Origin of the sequence: Streptomyces sp. AB3(2024) (assembly GCF_041862025.1) — a bacterium.
Taxonomy (GTDB): Bacteria; Actinomycetota; Actinomycetes; order Streptomycetales; family Streptomycetaceae; genus Streptomyces.
On sequence record NZ_JBGWAB010000020.1, the window covers coordinates 1 to 25,034 of the forward strand.

Consider the following 25,034-nt stretch of genomic DNA (forward strand, 5'->3'; position numbering starts at 1 on the left):
GCGGCCGCGCCGGGGGGGGGGGGGGGTGTGGGGGGGGGGGGGGGGCGGGGGGCGGGGGGCGGGGCGCGCCCCCCCCCCCCCCCCCCCCCCCCCCCCCCCCCCTCCTCCCGTTTAAGGTGAAGATCACCCGATACGACCGCGCGGACCCTGTAAAGTAAAGGAAGCGTCAACATTTGACGTTCAAAGAGTCTCAGGGTGCGCCGGGAAGTCTGGTCGGCAACTGCATTTGTCATGCCGTCGCCCACCCGGAGGTTCCCCACCGTGGCCACGCCCCCGCCCAGCACCCGCCGCAAGTTCCTCGGCAGGCTCTCCCTCCCCGAGCGCCGCTTCGTCGCCGACGCACTGCGCACCGAGACCGTCGGCGGGGTCCTGCTCCTGGCGGCCGCCATCGCCGCCCTCATGTGGGCGAACATCCCGGCGATATCCGCGAGCTATGACAGCGTCAGGTCCTTCCACATCGGCCCCGCCGCCCTGGGCCTGGACCTCTCGCTCCAGCACTGGGCGGCCGACGGCCTGCTCGCGATCTTCTTCTTCGTCGCCGGCATCGAACTCAAGCGCGAGCTGGTCGCGGGCGACCTGAGCGACCCCAAGGCCGCCGCCCTCCCCGTGATCGCCGCCCTCTGCGGCATGGCCGTGCCCGCGGTGGTCTACGCCCTGGTCAACACCCTCGGCAACGGATCGCTCGACGGCTGGGCGGTCCCGACCGCCACCGACATCGCCTTCGCCCTCGCCGTCCTCGCGGTCATCGGCACCTCACTGCCGTCCGCGCTGCGCGCCTTCCTGCTGACCCTGGCGGTCGTCGACGACCTCTTCGCCATCCTGATCATCGCGGTGTTCTTCACCAGCGAGATCGACTTCCTCGCCCTCGGCGGGGCCGTCGCGGGGCTGGTCCTCTTCTGGTTCCTGCTGCGCGTCGGCGTCCGCGGCTGGTACGTGTACGTCCCGCTCGCCCTGGTCATCTGGGGCCTGATGTACAACAGCGGCGTCCACGCCACCATCGCCGGCGTCGCGATGGGCCTGATGCTGCGCTGCACCCGCAGGGACGGCGAGGAGCACTCCCCCGGCGAGCACATCGAGCACTTGGTCCGCCCCATCTCGGCCGGCCTGGCCGTACCCCTCTTCGCCCTGCTCTCCGCCGGGGTCTCGCTCTCCGACAAGGCCATCGCACAGGTCTTCACCCGCCCCGAGACCCTCGGCGTGGTGCTCGGACTCGTCGTCGGCAAGACGGTCGGCATCTTCGGCGGCACCTGGCTCGCCGCCCGCTTCACCAAGGCCGAGCTGAACGAGGACCTCGCCTGGCCCGACGTACTGGCCGTGGCCTCCCTCGCCGGCATCGGCTTCACCGTCTCCCTGCTGATCGGCGAGCTGGCGTTCACCACGGACCCCGTCCTGACCGACGAGATCAAGGCGGCCGTCCTGCTCGGCTCCCTGATCGCGGCGGTCATCGCGTGCGTGATGCTCAAGCTGCGCAACCGCCGCTACCGGTCGCTGACCGAGGCCGAGGAGCGCGATGAGGACGCCGACGGGATCCCGGACATCTACGAGCAGGACAACCCGGCGTACCACCTGCGGATGGCAAAGATCTACGAGGAGAAGGCCGCCGAACACCGCCGCAGGGCCGAGGCCGCCGCCCCGGCCGGGCACGGTCCCGCGGGTGGATCCACCCGGGAAGCGCCGGGCGGGTCCAGCAGCGGCGCCGACCGTCCGGCATGATCTGACTGACGACGGAGGACAGCCGCCGACAGCAGACGACAGAGGGAGTCAGAGATGAGCGCAGTGGACCAAGGGGCTCCGGGAGTCGAACGCACGCTCGGCCAGCTGGTCGCCTCGGCCACCGCCGAGATGTCGGCCCTGGTGCACGACGAGATCGCACTCGCCAAGGTCGAGCTCAAGCAGGACGTCAGGCGCGCGGGCATCGGCAGCGGTGCCGCGATCGTGGCGGGCGTGCTGCTGCTCTTCTCCCTCCCCGTACTGAGTTTCGCCGCGGCCTACGGCATCCACAACCTCGGGCTCGGCCTGGCCTGGTCCTTCCTCATCGTCGGCGTCGCGTTCTGGCTGCTCGCGGGCCTGACCGGGCTGCTGGCCAGGATGAAGTTCAATCAGCTCAAGCCGCCGGTGAAGACGATCGAGTCCGTCAAGGAGACCGCCGCGCTCGTCGGAACCGTCAAGCCGCATCCGCGGCCGGTGAGTGACCAGGCCGTGGGTGTGGCACGCTCGTCTTCATGACAGCCCCCTCACCCGACTCCAGCCCCGCGCCCACCGCCGCTTCGGCGGTCCGGATCGACGTGCCGGGCGGGAGAAAGGTGACCCACCGGGACGTCGCCGCCAACGGCGCGCGCTTCCACGTCGCGGAGTGCGGCGACGGCCCGCTCGTCCTCCTGCTGCACGGATTCCCGCAGTTCTGGTGGACCTGGCGGCACCAGCTGACCGCGCTCGCGGACGCCGGGTACCGCGCGGTGGCGATGGACCTGCGCGGGGTGGGCGGCAGCGACCGCACCCCGCGGGGCTACGACCCGGCCAACCTCGCCCTGGACATCACCGGAGTGGTGCGGTCCCTCGGCGAGCCGGACGCCGCGCTCGTCGGGCACGACCTGGGCGGCTACCTCGCCTGGACGGCGGCCGTGATGCGGCCCAAGCTGGTGCGCCGGCTGGTCGTCTCCTCGATGCCGCACCCGCGCCGCTGGCGCTCGGCGATGCTGGCGGACTTCGGTCAGACCCGGGCCAGCTCCCACGTGTGGGGCTTCCAGAGGCCGTTCGTCCCCGAGCGGCAGCTGGTCGCCGACGACGGGGCCCTCGTGGGGGAGATGATCCGGGAGTGGTCCGGGCCGCGGCTGCAGGCGGACGGCGCCGACGAGGAGGCCCTCGCCGTGTACCGGCGGGCCATGTGCATCCCGTCCACGGCGCACTGCTCCATCGAGCCGTACCGCTGGATGATGCGCTCGATGGCCCGGCCGGACGGGCTCCAGTTCTACCGGCGGATGAAGCGGCCCGTACGGGTGCCGACGCTGCACCTGCACGGCTCGCTGGACCCGGTGATGCGCACCCGCAGCGCCGCCGGTTCCGGGGAGTACGTCGAAGCCCCTTACCGCTGGCGGCTCTTCGACGGACTGGGGCACTTCCCCCACGAGGAGGACCCGGTGGCCTTCTCCACCGAGCTGGTGAACTGGCTGAAGGACCCGGAACCCGACCGCTGACGGGCCGCCGGCGGGCCATCCCCGGGACCCTGGAGGGCAGCTGACGGAGCGGCAGCCACTTCGTACGACTGTCTTACGGTCGTTCAATTGCCCGGCGCATAGGCCAATTGGCCGCCCCCCGGGGGGTTACGGACCCTGGGCCCCGGGCACAGCTCGTTGTATGGGCTGGACGCACGACCACGGTGACACCGCACGCGAACGCCGCTCGGCCACAGCGCCGGGCACGCACGACAGGGCCGGCCGGGACGGTCACGACCCCCGGCTGGGGATCCCACGCATCCTGCGCCGCCGCGCCCGCTGGGTCTCGGCGCGGCTGCGCCATCCACGCATGTAGGACACCGCCCCGGGCCCCGGCAGGGGCCCGGAGAGGGTGTCAGAGGGCGCAGCCCTGGGTGTCGACCCGGCGGCTGGAGGTCTTGCCGAGGCGGATGTCGTCCCGGATCTCGTCCGCCGTCAGGGCGTAACCGGTGTTCGGGTCGTCGAGCGACTTGGCGAAGACGACCCCGTACACCCGGCCCTCGGGAGTCAGCAGCGGGCCGCCGGAGTTGCCCTGGCGGACGGTCGCATAGAGCGAGTAGACGTCGCGGCGGACGGTGCCCCGGTGGTAGATGTCCGGGCCGTTGGCGTTGATCCGGCCGCGGACCCGGGCCGCTCGGACGTCGTAGGCGCCGTTCTCCGGGAAGCCGGCGACGATCGCGTCACTGCTGCTCGTGGCGTCCTTCTCGGTGAACTCCAGGGCCGGGGCGCGCAGCTTGGGCACGTCCAGGACGGCGATGTCGCGCTCCCAGTCGTAGAGCACGACCTTGCCGTCGTAGAGCTTGCCCTCACCGCCGACCTGCACGGTGGGCTCCAGGACGCCGCCGACGACGTGGGCGTTGGTCATCACCTTGCCCGGCGCGAAGACGAAGCCGGTGCCCTCCAGGACCTTGCTGCAACTGGGCGCCGTACCGACGACCTTCACGATGGAGAGCTTCGCCTGTTCGGCCACGCCGCTGCGGGCGAGGGCCGGGTCGGGCGCCTTCACCTCGGTGATCGGCTCGTTGGAGAACGGGCTGAAGACCTGGGGGAAGCCGTTGCGGGCGAGGGTGGAACTGAAGTCCGAGAACCAGGTGTTGGCCTGCGCGGGGAGCACGCGCGACACGCCGAGGAGCACCTTGGAGTTGCGGACCTCCTTGCCGAGCGTGGGCAGCGAGGTCCCGGCGAGTGCGGAGCCGATCAGCCATGCCACCAGCAGCATCGCGACGACGTTCACCAGGGCCCCGCCGGTCGCGTCGAGCGCGCGGGCGGGCGACCAGGTGATGTGGCGTCGCAGGCGGCTGCCCAGATGGGTGGTCAGGGCCTGGCCGATCGAGGCGCAGATGATGATCACGACGACGGCGATCACGACGACGGTGGTGGTCACCTGGGTGCCGTTGTCGGTCACCCGGTCCCAGATCAGGGGCAGCAGGGACACGGCGACGAGACCACCGCCGAGGAAGCCGATCACCGACAGGATGCCGACGACGAACCCCTGGCGGTAGCCCACGATCGCGAACCACACGGCGGCGACCAGCAACAGGATGTCCAGCACGTTCACGAGGGTCACCGTCTCATGCGTGCCAGTCGAGTGGGACCTGACGTGAGCGGTCCCACGGGCGCTCCCAGCCCGCGAAGTGCAGGATGCGGTCGATCACCCCTGCCGTGAACCCCCAGACCAGGGCCGATTCGACGGTGAAGGCGGGCCCCTGGTGGCCTCTGGGGTGGACCACGGTCACCCGGTGGGCGGGGTCCGTGAGATCCACCACGGGCACCGTGAAGACCCGGGCCGTCTCCGCGGGGTCCACCGGGCCGACCGGGGAGGGTTCGCGCCACCAGCCGAGCACCGGGGTCACGACGAACTCGCTGACCGGGATGTAGAGCCGGGGCAGCACCCCGAAGAGCTGGACGCCGGCCGGGTCGAGACCGGTCTCCTCCTCGGCCTCGCGCAGTGCGGCGCGCAGCGGGCCGCTGGTGTGCGGATCGCCGTCCTCCGGGTCGAGGGCGCCGCCGGGGAAGGAGGGCTGGCCGGCGTGCGAGCGCAGGGTGCCGGCGCGCTCCTGGAGCAGCAGCTCCGGGCCGCGCGGGCCCTCGCCGAAGAGGATCAGCACGGCGGACTGGCGGCCCCCGCCGTCCTCGGGGGGCAGGAAGCGGCTGAGCTGGCGCGGCCGGACGGTGCGGGCCGCCGCCACGACCGGATCGAGCCAGGCGGGCAGCCCCTCGGTGCTGAGGACCAGGCCGTCGCCCTCGCGGGTGGTGGCCGTGGTCTCGTCCTGTGTACCGCGCGTCATAGGCACCCCTGTCCGTGTTCTTCCGTGAACACCCTCTCCCACACCGCTGAACGCGGTCCGGGTACCGATTCGTTCCGGCGGGGGGGGGGGGGGGGGGGGGGGGGGGGGGCGCCCCCGCCGCGGGGCCGCGGCGCCGGCGCCGCGCCCCCCCCCCCCCCCCCCCCCCCCCCCCCCCCCCCCCCCCCCCCCCCCCCCCGCCGGTGGGCCCGGCCCGTCCGGCCGTACGCCCCCGGTCGCGCTCAGGGCTCCGTACGGGCTCCCGACGGGGAGGCGGGGAGGCCCGGGTAGTCCGGGGGCGGGGACAGGCGCTGGCCCGGGTAGCCGCCCTTCTCGTACTTCAGCAGCTTCTTCGCCTTCTCCGGATCCGTCTCGCCCTCCCCGTAGGCAGGGCAGAGCGGGGCGATGGGGCAGGCGCCGCAGGCGGGGTTGCGGGCGTGGCAGATGCGGCGGCCGTGGAAGACGACGCGGTGCGAGAGCATCGTCCACTCGCTCTTGGGGAAGATCGCGCAGATCTCCGCCTCGACCTTCTCGGGGTCCTCCTGCTCGGTCCACTTGAACCGGCGGGCGAGGCGCCCGAAGTGGGTGTCGACGGTGATCCCGGGGACCCCGAAGACGTTGCCGAGGACCACGTTCGCCGTTTTGCGGCCCACGCCGGGCAGGGTGACCAGGTCTTCGAGCCGGCCGGGGACCTCGCCGCCGAAGCGGTCGCGCAGGGCCTGCGAAAGCCCGAGGAGGGACTTGGCCTTCATCCGGAAGAACCCGGTCGGCCGGATCAGCTCCTCCAGTTCCTCCGGTACGGCCTCGGCCATGTCCTCGGGCGTCGGGTAGGCGGCGAAGAGGGCGGGGGTCGTCTGGTTCACGCGGAGGTCGGTGGTCTGCGCGGACAGGACGGTGGCGACCAGGAGCTCGAAGGGATCGCGGAAATCCAGCTCCGGATGGGCGTACGGGTACACGTCGGCCAGTTCCCGGTTGATGCGGCGGGCCCGCCGGACCATCGCCAGGCGGGATTCGGCCTTGCCCATCCCGGTGCTCCGAGCGGGGGCGGGCACCCGGGAGGCCGCCGGGGTCCCGTTCACGGCCGTCGACGCGGTCCTCGGCGCGGCCCCCGGCGCCGTCTTGTCCGCGGTCGCGCGCGCCGCCGCGCCCGGCGATTTCTTGGCCGAAGCTTTGCCCTGAGGGGCGGGCCGGGACCCGCCGGACGCCTCCCCGGGGGCTTGTTCGCCCACGGCTGAATTTTGGGCCGCCGTCACTCCTGCGGACCCCTTGGCCTGTGCTCTCACCGGCTTATTGGACACCCGGCCAGCCTAAGGCCGGGCGCCGACACCCGCCCGGACCTCAGGTAACACCACCCCGATCGGCCGCTCACCACACAGCACGGGCGTCCGTCCGGCATCCTTGGTAGTGATTGATCGCACTGTTTGAGCCGTCCGGCAAAATGGGAGACCGGTCCCCTGAGCTGGTCGACATAGGAGAGAGACTCGTGGACGACGTTCTGCGGCGCGCCCCGCTGTTCGCGGCGCTCGATGACGAGCAGGCCGCGGAGCTCCGCGCCTCCATGGGCGAGGTGACGCTCGCACGCGGTGACGCCCTGTTCCACGAGGGCGACCCCGGCGACCGGCTCTACGTCGTGACCGAGGGCAAGGTGAAGCTCCACCGCACCTCCCCCGACGGTCGCGAGAACATGCTGGCCGTCCTCGGCCCCGGCGAGCTGATCGGCGAGCTGTCGCTCTTCGACCCGGGTCCGCGCACCGCCACCGCCACCGCGCTGACCGAGGTCAAGCTCCTCGGCCTCGGCCACGGTGACCTGCAGCCGTGGCTGAACGCCCGGCCCGAGGTCGCGACCGCGCTGCTGCGCGCCGTCGCCCGGCGCCTGCGCAAGACCAACGACCAGATGTCCGACCTGGTCTTCTCCGACGTTCCGGGCCGTGTGGCCCGGGCGCTCCTCGACCTGTCGCGCCGCTTCGGCGTGCAGTCGGAGGAGGGCATCCACGTCGTCCACGACCTGACGCAGGAGGAGCTCGCCCAGCTCGTCGGCGCCTCCCGCGAGACCGTGAACAAGGCCCTGGCCGACTTCGCGGGCCGCGGCTGGCTGCGCCTGGAGGCGCGCGCCGTGATCCTGCTGGACGTGGAGCGGCTCGCCAAGCGCTCGCGCTGACGCCACCGGCGTCGGCCGCCGCGCTCCGGCGCGGTCGTGGAGGGGTCCTGTCCGGAAGCCGGGCGGGGCCCCTCCGCGCGTCCGGCCCGCCCCGGAAAACGGCTCCGCGGCGACCCCCGGGAAGGGGCACAGTAGGGATCATGGAAAACCGGGGTCTGGACGCGTACGGGTACTTCGAGCGGGAGGGGTCCCTGGGGCGGATCCAGCCCGCGTTCACGGGCCTCGTCGCCGCCGCGCGCGGCCGGATCGCCGAGGCCTACGGGAGCCGGCTCCACAGCGCCTACCTCTACGGGTCCGTGCCGCGCGGCACGGCCCGCCCCGGCCGCTCCGACCTCGACCTGCTGATCGCCCTGCACGACGAGCCCGCCCACGACGACCGCGACATCGCGGAGGTGCTGGGCCAGGGACTCGACCAGGACTTCCCGGAGATCGACGGGGTCGGCGTCCTGCTGTACGGCAAGGACCGGCTGCTGAGTGAGCGGGAACGTCACGACCTGGGCTGGTTCCTGGCCTGCCTGTGCACGCCGCTGCTCGGGGACGACCTGGCCGAGCACCTGCCCCGGTACCGGCCGGACAGCGTCCTGGCCCGGGAGACCAACGGCGACCTGGCCCGCGTACTGCCCCGCTGGCGCGAACGCTTCGAGGCCGCCTCGGAACCGGCCGACTACCGCCGGCTGAGCCGGGCCTTCGCCCGGCACCTCGTGCGCACGGGGTTCACCCTGGTCATGCCCCGCTGGGGCGGCTGGACCAGCGACCTCACCGAGTCCGCGGAGGTCTTCGCCCGGTACTACCCGCAGCGGGCCGACCAGATGCGGGCGGCGGCCGTCGTGGCGCTGGCCCCGGTCGAGGACCCTGCCGTGGTGCGCCGGTACGTCGAGGACCTCGGGCCGTGGCTCGCCGACGAGTACACCGCCCGGCACGGTACGAAGGCGCTGCGCCGGCAGGCCGCGGCGGAGCCCGTTACGCGCTCCGCGCCGGGGCCAGGGCGTCGACGGCCCGCTTCGCCTCCGCCAGACCGGCGCCGGTGATCTCGCGGTACCGCTTGATCGCCGAGACGTCGCGGCCGTCGCGCGCCAGCGCGCGCACCTCGTCCATCCCGGCCGGCTCCGGCTCCTCGATGCCCAGGTGGTCCAGCACCAGGCCCAGGCGGCGCTCCAGCCGGTCCGCCCTGTCCGCAAGGGCGCGCATGCGCAGGGTCACCGTCGAAGTGATCCAGCCGGCCGCGGCGAGCAGCGCGAGCAGTACGTACAGGGTGTTCATTCAGGTCCCCCCGGGATCAGTCCGTGATCACGAAGGTACTCCAGCTGTGCCTGTACGGACCACGTGGCCGCGGGCCAGAGCGAGCGGTCCACGTCGGCGTAGACCTGCGCGACGACCGCCTCGGGGGTGACGAAGCCGTTCTCCACGGCCGTCTCGACCTGTGCGAGCCGGTGGGCGCGGTGCGCCAGGTAGTACTCGACGGCGCCCTGGGCGTCCTCCAGGACCGGCCCGTGCCCCGGGAGCACCGTGGTCACCCCGTCGTCGACGGTGAGGGAGCGCAGGCGGCGCAGGGAGTCCAGGTAGTCCCCCAGGCGGCCGTCGGGGTGCGCGACCACGGTCGTCCCGCGGCCCAGGATGGTGTCACCGGTGATGACGGCCCGGTCGGCGGGCAGGTGGAAGCAGAGCGAGTCGGCGGTGTGGCCGGGCGTCGCCACGACTCGCAGCTCCAGGCCACCGGTGCGGATCACGTTCCCGGCGGCCAGGCCCTCGTCGCCGAGCCTCAGCGCGGGGTCGAGGGCGCGGACCTTCGTCCCGGTCAGCTCCGCGAAGCGGCCGGCCCCCTCGGCGTGGTCGGGGTGGCCGTGGGTCAGGAGGGTCAGCGCGACGCGCTTGCCGGCCTGTTCGGCGGTGGCGATGACGGCCCGCAGGTGGACCTCGTCCAGCGGGCCGGGGTCGATGACGACGGCCAGCTCGGAGTCCGGCTCGGAGACCAGCCAGGTGTTGGTGCCGTCCAGGGTCATCGCGGAGGCATTGGGCGCCAGGACGTTGACGGCACGGACGGTCGCCGGCCCGGAGGAGACCATTCCGCGGGGCTGGCCGGGGAGTACGGCGGCGTCGGTCATGCGGTGCCTCCCGGGCGGACGCGCTTGGTGAACTCGTCGTGCCCCGGCCAACTGAGCACCAGCTCACCGTCCACGAGGGCGGCCTGCGCCAGTACGGGCGTCAGGTCCTGCGCGGCGGCCGCCGTCAGCGCGGCGGCGGCGCTGGCGTGGGGCTCCAGGGAGCGCAGGGTGGAGATGGTGGGCGGCATCATCAGCAGCTCGCCCCCGTCGTAGCGGGCGGCCGCCTCGGCAGGGCGGATCCAGACGGTCCGGTCGGCCTCGGTGGAGGCGTTGCGGGTGCGCTGGCCCTCCGGGAGGGCCGCGACGAAGAACCACGTGTCGTAGCGGCGGGGCTCGAACTCCGGGGTGATCCACCGGGCCCACGCCCCGAGCAGGTCGGAGCGCAGCAGCAGGCCGCGCCGGTCCAGGAACTCGGCGAAGGACAGCTCGCGCGCCACGAGGGCCTCGCGGTCTGCCTCCCAGTCGTCACCGGTGGTGTCGCCGACGACGGTGGCGGGCGTCTCCCCGGCGAGCAGTACGCCGGCCTCCTCGAAGGTCTCGCGGACGGCCCCGCAGACGATGGCCTGGGCGGTGGCGGCGTCGGTGCCGAGGCGGTCCGCCCAGGCGTCCAGGCCGGGGCCGGCCCAGCCGATGCGGCGGTCCTCGTCACGCGGGTCGACCCCGCCGCCGGGGTAGGCGTAGGCGCCTCCGGCGAAGGCCATGGAGGCACGGCGGCGCAGCATGTGCACGGCCGGGCCGGCGGGGGTGTCGCGGAGCAGCATCACGGTGGCGGCGCGTTTGGGCGGGACCGGGGTGAGCGCGCCGTCCGCGAGCGCGCGGATGCGGTCGGGCCACTCCGGGGGGTACCACTGGCCTCCGGCGGGCTGGCTGGACGACGGACCGTGCTGACCATTCGGCATGGCCGGATGCTACGGCCATCCGGCCCGATGTTCGAGGCCCACCCGGCCGCACCGCCGCACGGACCGGGTACGGGGTCACTGCGCGGACCCGGCACAGGGTCACCGCACGCGCACGGACCCGGCACGGGCTCGCCGCGCGGGCCCGCCGCCCCCTCGCCCCTCCGCCGGCCCCCACCGCGGCCGGACACGCCACCGGCCCCGCACCGGCCCCGCCGGACGGAGTCCGGTGGGGCGGCGCGGGGCCGGGGAGGCCCCTCGGGGCCGAGCGGTCGGTGCGAGCGGCGCTTCCCGCAGGGAGCGGCGCGTCAGGCCGAAGCGGTCAGCTCGACCTGGATCTCGACCTCGACCGGGGCGTCCAGCGGGAGGACGGCGACGCCGACCGCGCTGCGCGCGTGGACGCCCTTCTCGCCGAGAATCTCGCCCAGCAGCTCGCTCGCGCCGTTCAGCACGCCCGGCTGGGCCGTGAAGTCGGGGGCCGAGGCGACGAAGCCGACGACCTTGACGACACGGGCGATCTTGTCCAGGTCACCGACCACGGACTTGACGGCGGCCAGCGCGTTCAGCGCGCAGGTCGCGGCCAGCTCCTTGGCCTGCTCCGCGGAGACCTCCGCGCCGACCTTGCCGGTCAGTGGCAGCTTGCCCTGCACCATCGGGAGCTGGCCGGCGGTGTACACGTAGGCACCCGACCGCACGGCCGGCTGGTACGTGGCCAGCGGCGGAACGACCTCGGGGAGGGTCAGGCCGAGCTCGGCGATCCTCGCTTCGACGACGCCGCTCATGCCTTCTCCCGCTTGAGGTAGGCCACGAGCTGCTCGGGGTTGTTCGGGCCGGGCACGACCTGGACGAGCTCCCAGCCGTCCTCGCCCCAGGTGTCGAGGATCTGCTTGGTGGCGTGCACCAGCAGGGGCACCGTCGCGTATTCGAACTTCTTGGTCATGGGCCCGAGCGTAATGCCTGGGCGGGAGTGGTTAGGCTCGGACGCTGTGAGCAGGCTCCAGGTGGTCAGCGGCAAGGGCGGCACCGGCAAGACCACGGTCGCCGCGGCACTCGCGCTTGCCCTCGCACGCGAGGGCAAGCGGACTCTTCTCGTGGAGGTCGAGGGCAGGCAGGGGATCGCACAGCTTTTCGGCACGGAGGCGCTCCCCTACGAGGAGCGGAAGATCGCCGTCGCGCCCGGCGGGGGCGGGGGTGAGGTGTACGCGCTCGCCATCGACGCGGAACGGGCGCTGCTGGACTACCTCCAGATGTTCTACAAGCTCGGCTCCGCCGGCCGGGCGCTCAAGAAGCTCGGGGCGATCGATTTCGCCACGACCATCGCGCCCGGTCTGCGGGACGTCCTGCTGACCGGCAAGGCGTGCGAGGCGGTCCGGCGCAAGGACAAGGCGGGGCGGTTCGTCTACGACCACGTGATCATGGACGCGCCTCCGACCGGGCGGATCACCCGCTTCCTGAACGTCAACGACGAGGTGGCGGGGCTGGCCCGGTTCGGGCCCATCCACAACCAGGCGCAGGCCGTGATGAAGGTGCTCAAGTCACCCGACACGGCGGTGCACCTGGTGACCCTGCTGGAGGAGATGCCCGTCCAGGAGACCGCGGACGGCATCGCGGAACTGCTGGAGGCAGGGCTTCCGGTGGGCCGGGTCTTCGTCAACATGGTGCGCCCGCACCATGTTGACGAGGGCACCCTGCGCGAGGCCGCCGAGGGTCACCGGGCCGACATCGCCCGGGCCCTGTCCCGGGTCGGGCTCGGGGGCGCGCGGCGCGGCGGGCTGGCCGAGCGGCTGGTGGAGCCGCTGCTGGCGCAGGCCGCGGAGCACGCGAGCCGGGTGGAGCTGGAGCGGGAGCAACGCCAGGTGCTGGCGGGGCTGGACGTGCCGACGTACGAACTCCCCCTGCTCGGCTCGGGGATGGAGCTGGCCGGGCTGTACGAGCTGGCGACCGAGCTCCGCAAGCAGGCGGACGCCGATGAGTGAGGGTGGGAACACAGTGGGCCTGGACACTCCCGCGCGACTGGCGGTCGACGCGCTGCTGGACGATCCGAAGACCCGGATCATCGTGTGCTGCGGGGCGGGCGGGGTCGGCAAGACCACGACGGCCGCGGCGCTCGGCGTCCGGGCGGCCGAACGCGGGCGGAAGGTGGTCGTGCTGACCATCGACCCGGCGCGTCGGCTGGCCCAGTCGATGGGCATCGATTCGCTGGACAACACCCCGCGCAAGGTCGCGGGCGTGTCCGGCGGGGGCGGCGAACTGCACGCCATGATGCTGGACATGAAGCGGACCTTCGACGAGATCGTCGAATCGCACGCGGACGCCGAGCGGGCGCGGGCCATCCTCGCGAACCCCTTCTACCAGTCCCTGTCGGCCGGTTTCGCGGGCACGCAGGAGTACATGGCGATGGAGAAGCTGGGGCAGCTGCGGTCCAAGGACGACTGGGACCTGATCGTGGTGGACACCCCGCCGAGCCGGTCCGCGCTGGACTTCCTCGACGCGCCGAAGCGGCTCGGGTCCTTCCTGGACGGGAAGTTCATCCGGGTGCTGATGGCTCCGGCGAAGGTCGGCGGGCGGGCCGGCATGAAGTTCCTGAACGTCGGCATGTCGATGATGACCGGCACGCTGAGCAAGCTGATGGGCGCCTCGCTGCTGAAGGACGTGCAGACCTTCGTGGCCGCGATGGACACGATGTTCGGCGGGTTCCGCACCCGCGCGGACGCGACCTTCCGGCTGCTCCAGGCTCCCGGTACGGCCTTCCTCGTGGTCGCCGCCCCCGAGCCGGACGCGCTGCGCGAGGCCGCGTACTTCGTCGAACGGCTGGCCGCGGAGCGGATGCCGCTGGCCGGCCTGGTGCTGAACCGGGTGCACGGGAGCGATGCCGCACGGCTGTCCGCCGAGCGGGCCCTGGCCGCCGCAGAGAATCTTGAAGAAGGCGGCATTGTCGATCAGGAGTCCGGGAAAGCTGGACTTCGTGACGCCGCCGACGACGGCTCCCCCGGCGTGGACGACGCACCGAAGACCTCCGGAGAACCGGAAGCACCTGACGCACACAACACGGACGACGCGTGCGCCGTCACCGAGGTGGACGAGATCACGGCAGGGTTGTTGCGCCTGCACGCCGAACGCATGCAGGTGATCGGGCGCGAACAGCGCACCCGCGACCGTTTCACTTCACTGCACCCCGAAGTGGCGGTGGCCCAAGTGGCCGCCCTGCCCGGCGATGTACACGACCTCGCCGGGCTGCGGGCCATCGGAGAGCGACTCGCGGCCGGTGTTCCGGCCGGAGCATAGGCGTTCGTACGACGTGGCGCCCGGGTGGTTACCCGGCTGCCGCGTACGTCTCGTACGCCACGTCGATCTCCGCGTCGACATCCACGGTCAGGATGCCCGTACTGCGCTCGTACTCCGTGCGGGCGGTTTCGAGCAACCGTCGCCACGAGGTGACGGTGGGACGCCTGCGCAACAAGGCGCGTCGTTCCCGCTCGGTCATTCCGCCCCACACTCCGAACTCGACACGATTGTCGAGCGCGTCGGCCAGGCATTCGGTCCGCACCGGACATCCGGTGCACACCGCCTTGGCCCTGTTCTGTGCCGCTCCTTGAACGAACAGTTCATCCGGATCGGTAGTGCGGCAGGCTGCCTGCGCACTCCAGTCGGTAACCCAGCCCATCCCGGCGCCGTCCTCTCCCGAATCGAGGCTCCCCCACGGCGGTAGCGGCATATTCACCGCTGCCAGTTGAGGACGTTACGGAAGGCGGGCACAGTGCAACACCCCCGACGGGCCCAATCTTGAATGGTCCGAACGGACTATGGGTAAGCGGCAGATCACCCGACGGAGTGATCCGGCGACATGCCCGACCATTCCGGCGATTCGGGTGAAATCGGGAAAGGGCCGGTGCGGGTCCGTCAGCGGGAAGGGCGGGATTCGGACATGCGTCCACCCCATTCGGGAAGGGTGAAAATCAAGCCGGGGGGTTGATGTGGCACCGCGCTCCTGTGACAGTTGGGGTCAGCTTAGGCCAAGGCATTCGCGTGTGTCCGGCGAATGAGAACGTAGGCTGCCCTCCATGGGAAAGAAGCGCTCGGGCGGCGGGCTCACGGGGCCACAGCAGGCCGCCAAGTTCCTCGGGGTGTCCGTTCTCTCAGGAGTCGTACTCGCCGGCATCGCGATCCCGGGCGCAGGCGCGCTGGGACTCGCGGCCAAGGGGACCGTCGAGGGTTTCGACGAGATCCCGGCCAATCTGAAGACCCCTCCGTTGAGCCAGCGCACCACGATTCTGGACGCGGAAGGTGGCCTGATCGCCACCGTCTATTCACGGGACCGGCAAGTGGTCCCGCTCACGGCCATCTCGCCGTACATGCAGAAGGCGATCGTCGCGATCGAGGACTCGCGTTTCTACGAACACGGCGCGGTCGACCTCAAGGGCATCCTGCGCGCGGTGAACCGCAACGCGCAGGAGGGCGGCGCCGCGCAGGGCGCCTCCACGCTCACGCAGCAGTACGTCAAGAACGTCTTCGTCGAGGAGGCGGGTGACGACGAGTCGAAGGTCCGCGAGGCCCAGGAGAAGAGCCTCGGACGCAAGATCCGCGAGCTGAAGTACTCGATCCAGGTCGAGGAAGAGCTCGGGAAGAAGAAGATCCTCGAGAACTACCTCAACATCACGTACTTCGGCCAGCAGGCGTACGGGATCGAGTCCGCGGCGCAGCGCTACTTCAGCAAGCCCGCCAAGGACCTGACCCTGGAGGAGTCGGCGCTGCTCGCGGGCGTCGTCCAGTCGCCGAGCCGGTTCGACCCGGTGAACGACGCGCAGGAGGCGATGAAGCGCCGCAACACCGTCCTCCAGCGGATGGCCGACATGAAGGACATCTCGCAGGCGGAGGCGGACGAGGCGAAGAAGAAGCCGGTGACCCTGAAGGTGACCCGGCCGAAGAACGGCTGCATCACCGCGGTCAAGGGCGCGGGCTTCTTCTGCGACTACGTGCGCGCCACCTTCCTGTCGGATCCGGTCTTCGGCAAGACCCGGGAGGAGCGCGCGAAGATCTGGAACCAGGGCGGTCTGACGGTCCGTACGACGCTGGACCCGCAGTCGCAGGACGCCGCCAACGCATCGATCAAGGACCACGTCCACGAGGACGACTCGATCGCGACGGCCGTGACCATGGTCCAGCCGGGCACCGGACGGGTGCTGGCGATGGGCCAGTCGAAGCCGTACGGCTTCGGGAAGAACGAGACGCAGATCAACTACTCCGTGGACAAGCGGATGGGCGGCTCCAACTTCGGCTTCCAGGTCGGCTCCACGTTCAAGCCGTTCATCGCCGCCGCCGCCATAGAGCGGGGCATGGAGCCGACGAAGGTGTACTCGGCGCCGAACAAGATGGAGTACCCGAGCCCGGTGTCCCGGTGCGACGGGTCGAACTGGCAGAATCTGCCGCTCGCCAACGGCAAGCTGCAGACGGCGGAGAACGAGACCCCGGAGGAGCAGGGTCCGTACGCGCTGAAGACGGCGATGGAGAAGTCCATCAACACGTACTTCGTGCAGATGATCTCGGAGATCGGGCTGTGCCCGGTCACGGAGATGACGCAGAAGCTGGGCGTGGTCCCGGCCAGCGGCGTGAAGCTGCCCGAGGAGCCGTCCATCGCGCTCGGCGCCGCCGAGATGTCCCCGCTGACGATGGCCAACGCCTACGCCACCTTCGCCAACCGGGGCATCTACTGCACCCCGATCGCGCTGGAGTCGATCACCGACGCCCACGGCAAGGCCCTCGCGGTGCCGAAGACCAAGTGCGACCGGGCGATGTCCCAGGACACCGCCGACACGATCAACACGCTGCTGCGCGGAGTGGTCGACTCCGGTACGGGTGAGCGGGCCGGTCTGACCGACCGCGACAACGCCGGCAAGACCGGTACCACGGACAACCGCTACAACGCCTGGTTCGTCGGCTACACGCCGAACCTGTCCGGCGCCGTGTGGGTCGGTTCGGGTGGCGCGAAGAAGATCACGATGGAGGACATCACCATCGGCGGTCAGTACTACCCGAAGGTCTTCGGCGGTGGCCTGCCCGGCCCGATCTGGAAGGACGCGGTCTCCGGCTCGCTGTCCGGCCGCGAGGCCCCCGGATTCGTCACGGTCAACATCCCGGAGCCCTCGGTTCCGGGCGGTGGCGGCGGCAATGGCGGCAACAACGGCACCGGTGGCAACAACGGCGGCCGGAACAACCCGACCCAGCCGACCACCCCGCGCAAGCCCGGGAAGCCGGGCAAGCCCGGCGGCGACAACAAGCCGGGGGACAACCGCCCCGGCGGCGCGACGGCGGCCGGACCCACCGGAGGCCTCTTCGGCGGCGCCACGGGAGGCGGCGCGACCGACCCCGTCACCGGCGGCACCGCGGCGGGCGCGGCCGGCCTGATCGGCGGCCCGGAGCCGCAGTAGCGGGAGAAGCGAAGAAGAAGGGGAGGGCCCCGGCGGGCGGTTCCGCCGGGGCCCTCCCCTTCTTCCTGTACTCCCGGTCGGGTCCGCCGCTACGAGAGCTGCTGCTTGACGACGGCGGCGACGCGGCCGCCCTCGGCCAGACCGGCCACCTTCGGGTTCACGATCTTCATGACGGCGCCCATGGCCCGCGGCCCCTCGGCACCCGCCGCCTTGGCCTCCTCCACCGCCTGCGCGACGATCGCCACGAGCTCGTCGTCGCTGAGCTGCTTGGGCAGGTAGCCGTCCAGGAACTCGCCCTCGGCGGTCTCCCGCGCGGCCTGCTCGTCGCGGCCACCCTGGGCGAAGGCCTCCGAGGCCTCGCGGCGCTTCTTCGCCTCCTTGGCGATCACCTTGAGGACTTCGTCGTCGGAGAGCACGCGCGCTTCCTTGCCCGCGACCTCCTCCTTGGTGATGGCGGAGAGGGTCAGGCGCAGGGTGGACGAAGCGAGTTCGTCGCGCGCCTTGATCGCGGTGGTGAGGTCTTCCTGGAGCTTGGCCTTGAGCGTGGTCATGCACTGAGTCTGCCAGGTGCGGGGACGGTGGCGCCCGCGGGTTTTCGCGGTCTGCGACGATGGGGGCATGCGCGCGCGTTACGAAGTCCCCCTGAAGGTCACGGCCGGACTCGCGGCGGTGGGGGCCGCCGGAGTGGCCTATGCCGCCGGATTCGAGGCCCGGTCGTTCCGCTTGCGGCGGGTCACGGTGCCGGTGCTTCCGGCGGGGATGCGGCCGTTGCGCGTACTGCAGGTGTCGGACATCCACATGGTCGGCGGGCAGCGCAAGAAACGCGCCTGGCTCCAGTCCCTGGCGGGGCTGCGCCCCGACTTCGTCGTCAACACCGGCGACAACCTCTCCGACACGGAGGGCGTGCCGGAGGTGCTGGACGCGCTGGGTCCGCTGATGGAGTTCCCCGGCGCGTACGTCTTCGGGTCGAACGACTACTACGGGCCGCGGCTGCGCAACCCAGGGCGTTACCTGATCGAGAAGGCGCAGGGCCGGCACGGGCTGAACGGCAACAAGCCGGTCGTCGGCGCCGTCCACAACCCGTGGGAGGACATGCGGGACGCCTTCGACGCCGCCGGCTGGCTGAACCTGACCAACACCCGGGCCCGCATGAAGCTGAACGGTCTGGAGCTGGCCTTCACCGGGCTGGACGACCCCCACATCAAGCGGGACCGCTACGAGCGGGTCGCGGGCGGCCCCGAGGCGGACGCGGACTTCTCGCTGGCCGTGGTGCACGCCCCCTACCTCCGGGTCCTGGAGGCCTTCGCCGCCGACCGCTACCCGCTGATCCTCGCCGGGCACACCCACGGCGGGCAGCTGTGCATCCCCTTCTACGGGGCGCTGGTCACCAACTGCGACCTCGACACCAAGCGGGTGAAGGGCCTGTCGACGTACGAGGCCGGGGGGCACCGCTCCTACCTGCACGTCTCGGCCGGCTGCGGCACGAACCGCTTCACCCCGGTCCGCTTCGCCTGCCCGCCGGAGGCCACGCTCCTGACCCTCACGCCCAAGGCGTAGGGCGCCGCTCCGCCTTCCCGCCGGGGCCCCGCGAAAACCGGATTTCGTCTCCGGGCGAGGGTCCGCTAAAGTAATCGATGTCGCCAGGCAGCAAGCCTGCAAGGTGGACATCGGGGTGTAGCGCAGCTTGGCAGCGCGCTTCGTTCGGGACGAAGAGGTCGTGGGTTCAAATCCCGCCACCCCGACTTCGTAAGACAGGAAGGGCCTGATCCGCAATGCGGATCAGGCCCTTCCTGCGTTTCTGGTCACGGCCGGTCAGTTGTGCCTCGTGGGGCCGGGGCCACCGGGCTCCGACGTGTCCTCGACCCGCTCTCCACCAAGGCGCGCGTCCGGGGTGCGCATGCTGCAGCTCCGTCGACGGTTCACCCCTCGGCCGGGTCACCGGCCGGAAAGGACACCTCATGCTGCACCTGCCCCGCCGCGAAGGCGCGGCCCCGCGCGTCTTCGGACCGGCTCCGCACGGTCAGGGCTCCCAGATCTCCCCGATCATGATCCAGGAGGAGCTGTGGGAGCGGATGCGCGCGCTCCCGTACGTCTACATGGCCCCTACGCTCGTCTCGGTCCCGCACGCCCGTGCGCTGTTCCTGCCCGAGGGCATCGGCACGGGCCCCGCCGCGGCCTTCCAGCGGGGCCGGGAGTGGGGCCACATCCACCCCCACCACGACGGCTCGCTCCACGTCACGCTCCCGCCGGAGGCCGAGGCCGAGGTCCTCGCCGCGGGCTGGGGCGTACACCACCCGGTCCAGGACGTGACGCTCGTCTACGGGCCCAGGAACGCGGCGGAGCTGGAGACCGTCTGGCAGATCGTCCAGACGTCGTACCGGTACGCGATCGGCGCGAAGTGATACCGCCTGGAGCGTAAGGCCTGGTCAAGGGCTTGATCCGGATCGCGGGTCAGGCCCTGTCACGAGCGGGAGGCCCCCGGCCCCGGCCACGTCGTGGACGGGTCGGGGCCTTCGTCATCGGACGGGCTGGCGGGGCGGCGGCCGAGGTGCGGCGGGGGGCGGGCGGTGTTGCAATGCCTGGAGGGCCACGCCGGAGGGGCAGGCCGCCGGGGCACGGGAGGAGCGCCATGAGCGGCGACGGCTCGGGCCGACGGCGGCACGTACACCTCCTGGGCCACCTGGCGTGCATCCTCGGGGCGCCGGCCGTGCTGACCACGCTCTACTACGTGGCGCCGCTCGACCACGGCTTCAACGTCCTCTCCTTCGGAGCGCTGCTGGCCGGGCTGGTGCTGTTCGGGGCCCTGGTGGGCTGGCAGGCCTCCGCCATCAGCCGGTCGGAGTATCCGCGGCTGCGGGCGCTCGAGGCGCTGGCCACCGCCGTGCCCCTGTTCCTGCTGCTGTTCTCGGCGTCGTACGTCCTGCTCTCGGACGGGAATCCGCAGTCGTTCTCGGAACCCCTGAACCGGACCAGCGCCCTGTACTTCACGGTGACGGTGTTCGCGACCGTGGGCTTCGGCGACATCGTGCCGACGACGCCCACCGGCCGGGTGCTGACGACCCTGCAGATGGTGGCCGACCTCGTCGTGGTGGGCATCGTCGCCAAGGTGCTCTTCGGCGCGGTGCGGATCGGGCTCACCCGCCGCCCGGGCGGGTATGAGCCCTGAGCACGGGGCAGCCCGCCGAGGCGGTCCGGCCGGCGGACGTGCTGAAGGCCCCCGGACACCTGAAGCCCCTGGTGGTGGCCGCTGCCGCTGCTGCTCGTCGCCGGCGGCCCGGTCGGGCTGATCACCCTGGGCCCTGGTGTTCACCGGCTTCGGTCAGTGGACCGGTCTGCAGGTCGGCGAGCTGAACGCGAAGCTGCCCGAGCCGTTCACCCGGCTGGACGCCCCCGACGTGGTCTGGGGGCTGCCGATCGCGGTGGTCTTGGCCGTCCTGCAGCACTCGGCGATGGCCGCGGGCCGGGATCCGCAGGACGTGGCCTCCTCGGGGGAGAGCACCCTGGCCACGCTGACCGCCGATCCGCAGGCCTGGGCCATGGGCGCGCTGATCGCCGTACTGCTGTGCAGGGCGGTCGGGTACGCGCTGTGCCTCGGCAGCCTGCGGGGCAGCCCGGTCTTCCCGGCGCTGTTCCTGGGCGCGGCGAGGGGGCTGCTGCTGTCGCCGCTGCCGGGGCTGGGCGTCGTCCCCGGGTGGCGGCGGGTCTCGCGGAGGCCGCGGCCGTCGTGCTGCGGATGCCGGTCAGCAGTGCGGCGCCGGTGACCGTGCCGCTGGGCCACGCCGCCGTGACCCCGCTGGTGATCATGACCGTCGTGGCCGCCGTGATCGTCACCGGGCTGCTTCCCGGCGGCCGCTACGCGTCCAGCGGGTTCGCCGCGATGCGTCCGGCGCCGCCGCCCGCCACGTACGCGGCCGCCGCGCAGGTGGGCTTGCGTACGGCCTGGTCCTCGACCAGGGCCAGGAAGGCCGGTCCGAAGCCGAGGCGCGGGTAGTGCTCCAGCAGGCCGGCCCGGAAGGCGGGGTCGAAGTCGGCGACGCGCAGCCCCGACACGTCCGCGCTCGTGCCCACCTGGAGGAGGTGGCTCTCCACGTCCTCGGCGGCGGTGACGTCGTCGCGCATGTGCAGCACGATCACCTCCTGCGCCCGCGCCCGCCGCTGCGGCGCCCAGCCCAGCCCCGCGGTGAAGATCCGGGCCACGTGCCCGCCGGCCTCCTCGAAGGGGAGGGTGTGGCTGTCGAAGGGCGGGGTCAGACCCAGGTCGTGCAGCAGGGCGCTGACGTAGAGGAGTTCCGCGTCGTAGGCGAGCCCGTGCCGGCGCGCGTACTCGGCGCCGAAGGCGTACGAACGGACGGAGTGGTTGAGGAGGGCCTGATCGGCGTACTCCGAGGCGACCTCGAAGGCCGAACGGGCCGTGTCGGAGTCGAGGTTGTGAAGGGTCCACGTCATGGGGGCACCTTAGGCGGACGGGATGAAGTCCACTTCGGACGGCCCCTCCCCCGGCCAGGACAGCCGTGTCGGCGCGGGCCGGGTCTCGGCGAGGACGCTGCCGCGCGACACGACGTAACGCGGCCGGACCTGACGGCGGATCGCCTCCTCGGGCGTGGGCACGGGCAGGAGCACGAAGGAGGCGGGGGCGCCCTCCGTGATCCCGTACTCCGAGGCGTCGAGGCCGAGCACACGGGCCGCACGGTCCGTCACCATCGCGAAGGCGGCCGGGATCTCGCCGGCTCCGGTGAGCTGGGCGGCGTAGAGGCCGACGAGGGCGGTCTGGAGCGGGTTCGCGGTGCCGAGCGCGTTCCAGGGGTCCATCACGTCGTCGTGGCCGAAGGCCACGTTGACCCCGGCGGCCAGCATCTCCTTGACCTGGGTGAGGCCGCGACGGCGCGGATAGCCGTCGAAGCGGCCCTGGAGGTTGAGGTTGGCGAAGGGGTTGGAGACCAGGTTGATTCCGGAACGGACCAGGAGCCGCTGGAGCTTGTAGCTGTACGCGCCGTTGTAGGAGCCCATCGCCGTCGTGTGCGAGGCGGTCGCGCGCCCGCCGAGGCCCGAGCGCAGCGCGAGGGTCGCCAGCACCTCCACGAAGCGGGACTGCTCGTCGTCGATCTCGTCGCAGTGGGCGTCGACCCGCAGTCCGTGCTCCTCGGCCAGCGCGAACGCGATCCGCAGCGAGGCGACCCCGTCCTCGCGGGTGTCCTCGAAGTGCGGGATCGCCCCGACGACGTCCGCCCCGCGCGCGACGGCCTCGCGCAGCAGCGCCTCGCCGTCGGGGAAGGAGACGATGCCCTCCTGGGGGAAGGCCACGATCTGGAGCGTCATCACGTCCCGCACCCGGTCGCGGACCTCCAGCAGCGCGTCGAGCGCGGTGAGGGAGGGGTCGGTGACGTCGCAGTGGGTGCGGACGTGCAGGACGCCGTGGGATGCCTGCCAGCGCAGCACCTGTGTGGCCCGCGCGATCACGTCCTCGCGGGTGAGGGTCCCTTTGCGCTCGCTCCAGCAGGCGATTCCCTCCCAGAGGGTGCCGGAGGCGTTGGGGCGCGGCTGACCGGCGGTCAGGGCGGTGTCGAGGTGGATGTGGGGTTCGACGAAGGGGGGGGAGAGCAGCCCTCCGTGGGCCTCGATGAGCACGCCCGTCGCGGGCGGCTCCTTCTGGTCGTCGTGCGGGATGACCCGCGCGATGCGGCCGTCCTCGCCGACCTCGACATCGGACAGGCCGTCGGTGTGGAGGAGCCGGGCACCGCGCACGATCATCCGCATGCGGTCAGCGTACGCACGCGGCGCTCTGTTTCACGTGAAACATCGGGCCCGCGCGGCGTTCAGCCGCGCTTCGACTGGGCCTTCTGCTGCATGCCCCTCGTCTTGGCTGCGACCGACTGGACATCCCGGACGGCGGCCTTGGCACGCGCCTCGGCCGCGGTGTTCTTCGCCAGCGCGCGCTCGGAGTCCTGGTGCTCGTGGTGACCGGTGCGAGCCTTCTTGGCCATGATCAACACCTCTCGGCTGCCGTGGGCGTACCCCCACCACGATGCCCCCCTTCGCCGGCGTCGGCATCCCGGCACCGCACCGGCGCACCGCTCCGGCCGGTGCGGCAAGAATGGAGGGCATGACCAGCGACAGCGATCTGACCCCCGGCGCAGCCGCCGAGACGCCCGAGATGCCCGACTGGGAGAAGCGCTTCCGGGCGCCGCGGGTCGGGCTCCCCGACTGGGCGGAGGACGCCCCGGACCGCTCGCTCTTCGTCTCGAACGCCACCGGGACGTACGAGCTCTACGCCTGGGACCGTGCCACCGGCACGCAGCGCCAGGCCACCGACCGCCCCAACGGCACCACCGACGGCACCCTCTCCCCCGACGGCGAGTGGATCTGGTGGTTCTCCGACACCGACGGCGACGAGTTCGGCACCTGGGTCCGCCAGCCCTTCGCGGGCGGACCCGACGAGCCCGCCACCCCCGGCCTGGAGGCCTCCTACCCGGCCGGTCTCGCCATCGGCCGCGACGGCACCGCGGTCGTCGGCCGGTCCACGGACGAGGACGGCTCCACCATCCACGTGGTGCGCCCCGACGGCAGCGCCCCCGCCGTCATCTACCGCCACCGCGAGTCGGCCGGCGTCGGCGACCTGTCCCACGACGGGACCCTGCTCGCCATCGAGCACACCGAGCACGGCGACGCGATGCACTCGGCGCTGCGCGTGGTCACCCTCGACGGGGCGACCGTGGCGGAGCTCGACGACTCGCGCGGCGCCACCGTGGAGCTCGGCCTGGAGGTGCTCGGCTTCGCCCCGGTCGCCGGGGACACCCGGCTGCTCGTCGGCCACCAGCGGCGCGGCCGCTGGGAGCCGATGGTGTGGGACGTCGCCACCGGCTCCCAGGAGGACCTCGCCGTCGAGCTGCCGGGCGACGTCAGCGCCGAGTGGTACCCGGACGGGTCCGCCCTGCTCGTCGCGCACAGCTTCGAGGCGCGCAGCGAGCTGTGGCGCTACGACCTGGCCGCGCGGGAACTCGTACGGGTGGACACGCCCCCGGGGTCGGTCAGCGGCGCGACCGCCCGCCCCGACGGGACCGTGGAGTACCAGTGGTCCTCGGCGGCCGAGCCGGCCTCCGTGCGGTCCACCGCGGGCGGCGTCGTGCTCGACCCGCCCGGCTTCCGGCCGCCGGGCTCGCTGCCCGTCGAGGACGTGTGGGTGGAGGGCCCCGGCGGACGGATCCACGCGCTCGCCCAGCGCCCGGTGGGCCACGGCGAGGGCCCCTTCCCCACGATCTTCGAGATCCACGGCGGCCCGACCTGGCACGACAGCGACTCCTTCCTCGCCACGCCGGCGGCCTGGCTCGACCACGGCTTCGCCGTGGTCCGGGTCAACTACCGGGGTTCGACCGGCTACGGGCGCGAGTGGACCGACGCCCTCAAGCACCGGGTCGGCCTGATCGAGCTGGAGGACGTCTCCGCCGTCCGGGAATGGGCCGTCGCCTCCGGCCTCGCGGACCCGGCGCGCCTCGTCCTGTCGGGCGGCTCCTGGGGCGGGTACCTGACCCTGCTCGGCATCGGCACCCGGCCCGACGACTGGGCGGTCGGGCTGGCCGCCGTACCGGTGGCGGACTACGTGACGGCGTACCACGACGAGATGGAGGCGCTGAAGGCCCTGGACCGCACCCTCTTCGGCGGCACTCCGGAGGAGGTCCCGGAGCGGTTCGAGGCCTCCTCACCGCTGACGTACGTGGACGCGGTCAAGGCGCCCGTCCACATCGCGGCGGGCGTCAACGACCCGCGCTGTCCGATCCGGCAGATCGACAACTACGTGGAGCGGCTCGCGGCGCGCGGCGCCGTCCACGAGGTCTACCGCTACGACGCGGGACACGGCTCGCTGGTCGTGGAGGAGCGGATCAAGCAGGTCCGGATGGACCTGGAGTTCGCGCTGAAGCACCTGCCGAGGTGATGCCGCGGGGCTCGGCCGGCCTCCGGTGC

At 72.2% G+C, this 25,034-nt stretch carries 26 protein-coding genes and 1 tRNA gene; 14 read left to right on the forward strand and 13 right to left on the reverse strand.

What is annotated here, in order from left to right; genetic code table 11:
• Positions 1–261: 261 nt before the first annotated feature.
• The 3 genes from nhaA to ACEPPI_RS11345 are packed head-to-tail and all read left to right on the forward strand — an operon-like array spanning position 262 to position 3,194.
• Entirely contained in the window at positions 262–1,713 is a 1,452-nt protein-coding gene (nhaA, locus tag ACEPPI_RS11335; protein WP_373915100.1) for a Na+/H+ antiporter NhaA, read from the forward strand.
• 54 nt (positions 1,714–1,767) lie between these two features.
• The gene (locus ACEPPI_RS11340) at positions 1,768–2,226 is read left to right on the forward strand and encodes a phage holin family protein (RefSeq protein WP_373915101.1); all 459 of its coding nucleotides are present in this window, start codon (positions 1,768–1,770) and stop codon (positions 2,224–2,226) included.
• Positions 2,223–3,194 (forward strand): alpha/beta fold hydrolase, encoded by a 972-nt coding sequence (locus ACEPPI_RS11345; protein WP_373915102.1) that lies wholly within the window; start codon positions 2,223–2,225, stop codon positions 3,192–3,194. Before ACEPPI_RS11340 ends, ACEPPI_RS11345 begins: the two co-directional genes overlap by 4 nt.
• A 373-nt stretch (positions 3,195–3,567) precedes the next feature.
• On the opposite strand, the gene ACEPPI_RS11350 is transcribed toward ACEPPI_RS11345, so the two are convergent.
• From ACEPPI_RS11350 to nth, 3 genes are all read right to left on the reverse strand, one after another.
• Positions 3,568–4,770, reverse strand: a complete 1,203-nt coding sequence (locus ACEPPI_RS11350) for a MarP family serine protease (protein ID WP_373915176.1) — start codon at positions 4,768–4,770, stop codon at positions 3,568–3,570.
• Positions 4,771–4,783: 13 nt separating this feature from the next.
• Complete coding sequence (locus ACEPPI_RS11355) at positions 4,784–5,500, reverse strand: CoA pyrophosphatase (RefSeq protein ID WP_373915103.1); 717 nt, start codon at positions 5,498–5,500, stop codon at positions 4,784–4,786.
• A 239-nt stretch (positions 5,501–5,739) separates the two neighbouring features.
• Positions 5,740–6,780, reverse strand: a complete 1,041-nt coding sequence (nth, locus tag ACEPPI_RS11360; RefSeq protein ID WP_373915177.1) for an endonuclease III — start codon at positions 6,778–6,780, stop codon at positions 5,740–5,742.
• 200 nt (positions 6,781–6,980) lie between these two features.
• Here nth and ACEPPI_RS11365 point away from each other — a divergent pair, with 200 nt between their 5' ends.
• Complete coding sequence (locus ACEPPI_RS11365) at positions 6,981–7,655, forward strand: Crp/Fnr family transcriptional regulator (RefSeq protein ID WP_003981529.1); 675 nt, start codon at positions 6,981–6,983, stop codon at positions 7,653–7,655.
• A gap of 140 nt (positions 7,656–7,795) precedes the next feature.
• Positions 7,796–8,683, forward strand: coding sequence for a nucleotidyltransferase domain-containing protein (locus ACEPPI_RS11370; RefSeq protein ID WP_373915104.1), 888 nt, complete (start codon positions 7,796–7,798; stop codon positions 8,681–8,683).
• On the opposite strand, the gene ACEPPI_RS11375 is transcribed toward ACEPPI_RS11370, so the two are convergent.
• The 5 genes from ACEPPI_RS11375 to ACEPPI_RS11395 all read right to left on the reverse strand — a co-directional run bounded on the left by ACEPPI_RS11375 (position 8,616) and on the right by ACEPPI_RS11395 (position 11,593).
• Complete coding sequence (locus ACEPPI_RS11375; protein WP_373915105.1) at positions 8,616–8,915, reverse strand: hypothetical protein; 300 nt, start codon at positions 8,913–8,915, stop codon at positions 8,616–8,618. The two genes, ACEPPI_RS11370 and ACEPPI_RS11375, sit on opposite strands and share 68 nt — an antisense overlap.
• The gene (locus ACEPPI_RS11380) at positions 8,912–9,757 is read right to left on the reverse strand and encodes an MBL fold metallo-hydrolase (protein ID WP_373915106.1); all 846 of its coding nucleotides are present in this window, start codon (positions 9,755–9,757) and stop codon (positions 8,912–8,914) included. The genes ACEPPI_RS11375 and ACEPPI_RS11380 overlap by 4 nt, the downstream gene beginning before the upstream one ends.
• Positions 9,754–10,656: an NUDIX hydrolase gene (locus ACEPPI_RS11385; protein ID WP_373915107.1), complete on the reverse strand. Its 903-nt coding sequence runs from the start codon at positions 10,654–10,656 to the stop codon at positions 9,754–9,756. Before ACEPPI_RS11385 ends, ACEPPI_RS11380 begins: the two co-directional genes overlap by 4 nt.
• A gap of 305 nt (positions 10,657–10,961) precedes the next feature.
• Positions 10,962–11,435 carry a RidA family protein gene (locus ACEPPI_RS11390; protein WP_351815613.1) on the reverse strand — a complete coding sequence of 158 codons (474 nt, stop codon included), beginning with the start codon at positions 11,433–11,435 and terminating at the stop codon, positions 10,962–10,964.
• A complete protein-coding gene (locus ACEPPI_RS11395) occupies positions 11,432–11,593 on the reverse strand; it encodes a DUF4177 domain-containing protein (RefSeq protein ID WP_007264966.1) in 162 nt (53 codons plus the stop codon). Before ACEPPI_RS11395 ends, ACEPPI_RS11390 begins: the two co-directional genes overlap by 4 nt.
• A 46-nt stretch (positions 11,594–11,639) precedes the next feature.
• Between ACEPPI_RS11395 and ACEPPI_RS11400 the strand changes: the two genes are divergently transcribed.
• Both ACEPPI_RS11400 and ACEPPI_RS11405 read left to right on the forward strand, forming a co-directional pair.
• Positions 11,640–12,629, forward strand: a complete 990-nt coding sequence (locus tag ACEPPI_RS11400) for an ArsA family ATPase (protein ID WP_373915108.1) — start codon at positions 11,640–11,642, stop codon at positions 12,627–12,629.
• On the forward strand, positions 12,622–13,938 hold the full coding sequence (locus ACEPPI_RS11405; protein ID WP_373915109.1) for an ArsA family ATPase: 1,317 nt from the start codon (positions 12,622–12,624) through the stop codon (positions 13,936–13,938). Before ACEPPI_RS11400 ends, ACEPPI_RS11405 begins: the two co-directional genes overlap by 8 nt.
• A gap of 28 nt (positions 13,939–13,966) precedes the next feature.
• On the opposite strand, the gene ACEPPI_RS11410 is transcribed toward ACEPPI_RS11405, so the two are convergent.
• The gene (locus tag ACEPPI_RS11410; protein ID WP_373915110.1) at positions 13,967–14,317 is read right to left on the reverse strand and encodes a WhiB family transcriptional regulator; all 351 of its coding nucleotides are present in this window, start codon (positions 14,315–14,317) and stop codon (positions 13,967–13,969) included.
• 397 nt (positions 14,318–14,714) lie between these two features.
• On the opposite strand from ACEPPI_RS11410, the gene ACEPPI_RS11415 reads away from it, so the two are divergent.
• Positions 14,715–17,078, forward strand: a complete 2,364-nt coding sequence (locus ACEPPI_RS11415) for a transglycosylase domain-containing protein (RefSeq protein ID WP_373915111.1) — start codon at positions 14,715–14,717, stop codon at positions 17,076–17,078.
• Positions 17,079–17,167: 89 nt separating this feature from the next.
• Here ACEPPI_RS11415 and ACEPPI_RS11420 read toward each other — a convergent pair whose 3' ends face one another.
• Positions 17,168–17,629 (reverse strand): GatB/YqeY domain-containing protein, encoded by a 462-nt coding sequence (locus ACEPPI_RS11420; RefSeq protein WP_373915112.1) that lies wholly within the window; start codon positions 17,627–17,629, stop codon positions 17,168–17,170.
• A gap of 67 nt (positions 17,630–17,696) precedes the next feature.
• On the opposite strand from ACEPPI_RS11420, the gene ACEPPI_RS11425 reads away from it, so the two are divergent.
• From ACEPPI_RS11425 to ACEPPI_RS11445, 5 genes are all read left to right on the forward strand, one after another.
• Entirely contained in the window at positions 17,697–18,635 is a 939-nt protein-coding gene (locus ACEPPI_RS11425; protein ID WP_373915113.1) for a metallophosphoesterase, read from the forward strand.
• Between the two features lie 111 nt (positions 18,636–18,746).
• A tRNA-Pro gene (locus tag ACEPPI_RS11430) sits at positions 18,747–18,820 on the forward strand.
• Positions 18,821–19,036: 216 nt separating this feature from the next.
• Positions 19,037–19,480 (forward strand): luciferase family protein, encoded by a 444-nt coding sequence (locus tag ACEPPI_RS11435; RefSeq protein ID WP_373915114.1) that lies wholly within the window; start codon positions 19,037–19,039, stop codon positions 19,478–19,480.
• 227 nt (positions 19,481–19,707) lie between these two features.
• Positions 19,708–20,244, forward strand: coding sequence for a potassium channel family protein (locus tag ACEPPI_RS11440; RefSeq protein WP_373915115.1), 537 nt, complete (start codon positions 19,708–19,710; stop codon positions 20,242–20,244).
• Positions 20,245–20,380: 136 nt separating this feature from the next.
• Positions 20,381–20,839: a hypothetical protein gene (locus tag ACEPPI_RS11445; protein ID WP_373915116.1), complete on the forward strand. Its 459-nt coding sequence runs from the start codon at positions 20,381–20,383 to the stop codon at positions 20,837–20,839.
• A gap of 91 nt (positions 20,840–20,930) precedes the next feature.
• Here the strand turns inward: ACEPPI_RS11445 and ACEPPI_RS11450 are convergent, their stop codons facing one another.
• Genes ACEPPI_RS11450 through ACEPPI_RS11460 form a run of 3 tightly spaced genes read right to left on the reverse strand, consistent with a single transcriptional unit; the run spans position 20,931 to position 23,059 of the window.
• Entirely contained in the window at positions 20,931–21,524 is a 594-nt protein-coding gene (locus tag ACEPPI_RS11450) for an HD domain-containing protein (RefSeq protein ID WP_373915117.1), read from the reverse strand.
• Positions 21,525–21,533: 9 nt separating this feature from the next.
• Positions 21,534–22,832, reverse strand: coding sequence for a cytosine deaminase (codA, locus tag ACEPPI_RS11455; protein WP_373915118.1), 1,299 nt, complete (start codon positions 22,830–22,832; stop codon positions 21,534–21,536).
• A gap of 59 nt (positions 22,833–22,891) precedes the next feature.
• Entirely contained in the window at positions 22,892–23,059 is a 168-nt protein-coding gene (locus ACEPPI_RS11460; RefSeq protein WP_373915119.1) for a hypothetical protein, read from the reverse strand.
• A 119-nt stretch (positions 23,060–23,178) separates the two neighbouring features.
• Between ACEPPI_RS11460 and ACEPPI_RS11465 the strand changes: the two genes are divergently transcribed.
• On the forward strand, positions 23,179–25,005 hold the full coding sequence (locus ACEPPI_RS11465) for a prolyl oligopeptidase family serine peptidase (RefSeq protein ID WP_373915120.1): 1,827 nt from the start codon (positions 23,179–23,181) through the stop codon (positions 25,003–25,005).
• Positions 25,006–25,034: the final 29 nt, after the last annotated feature.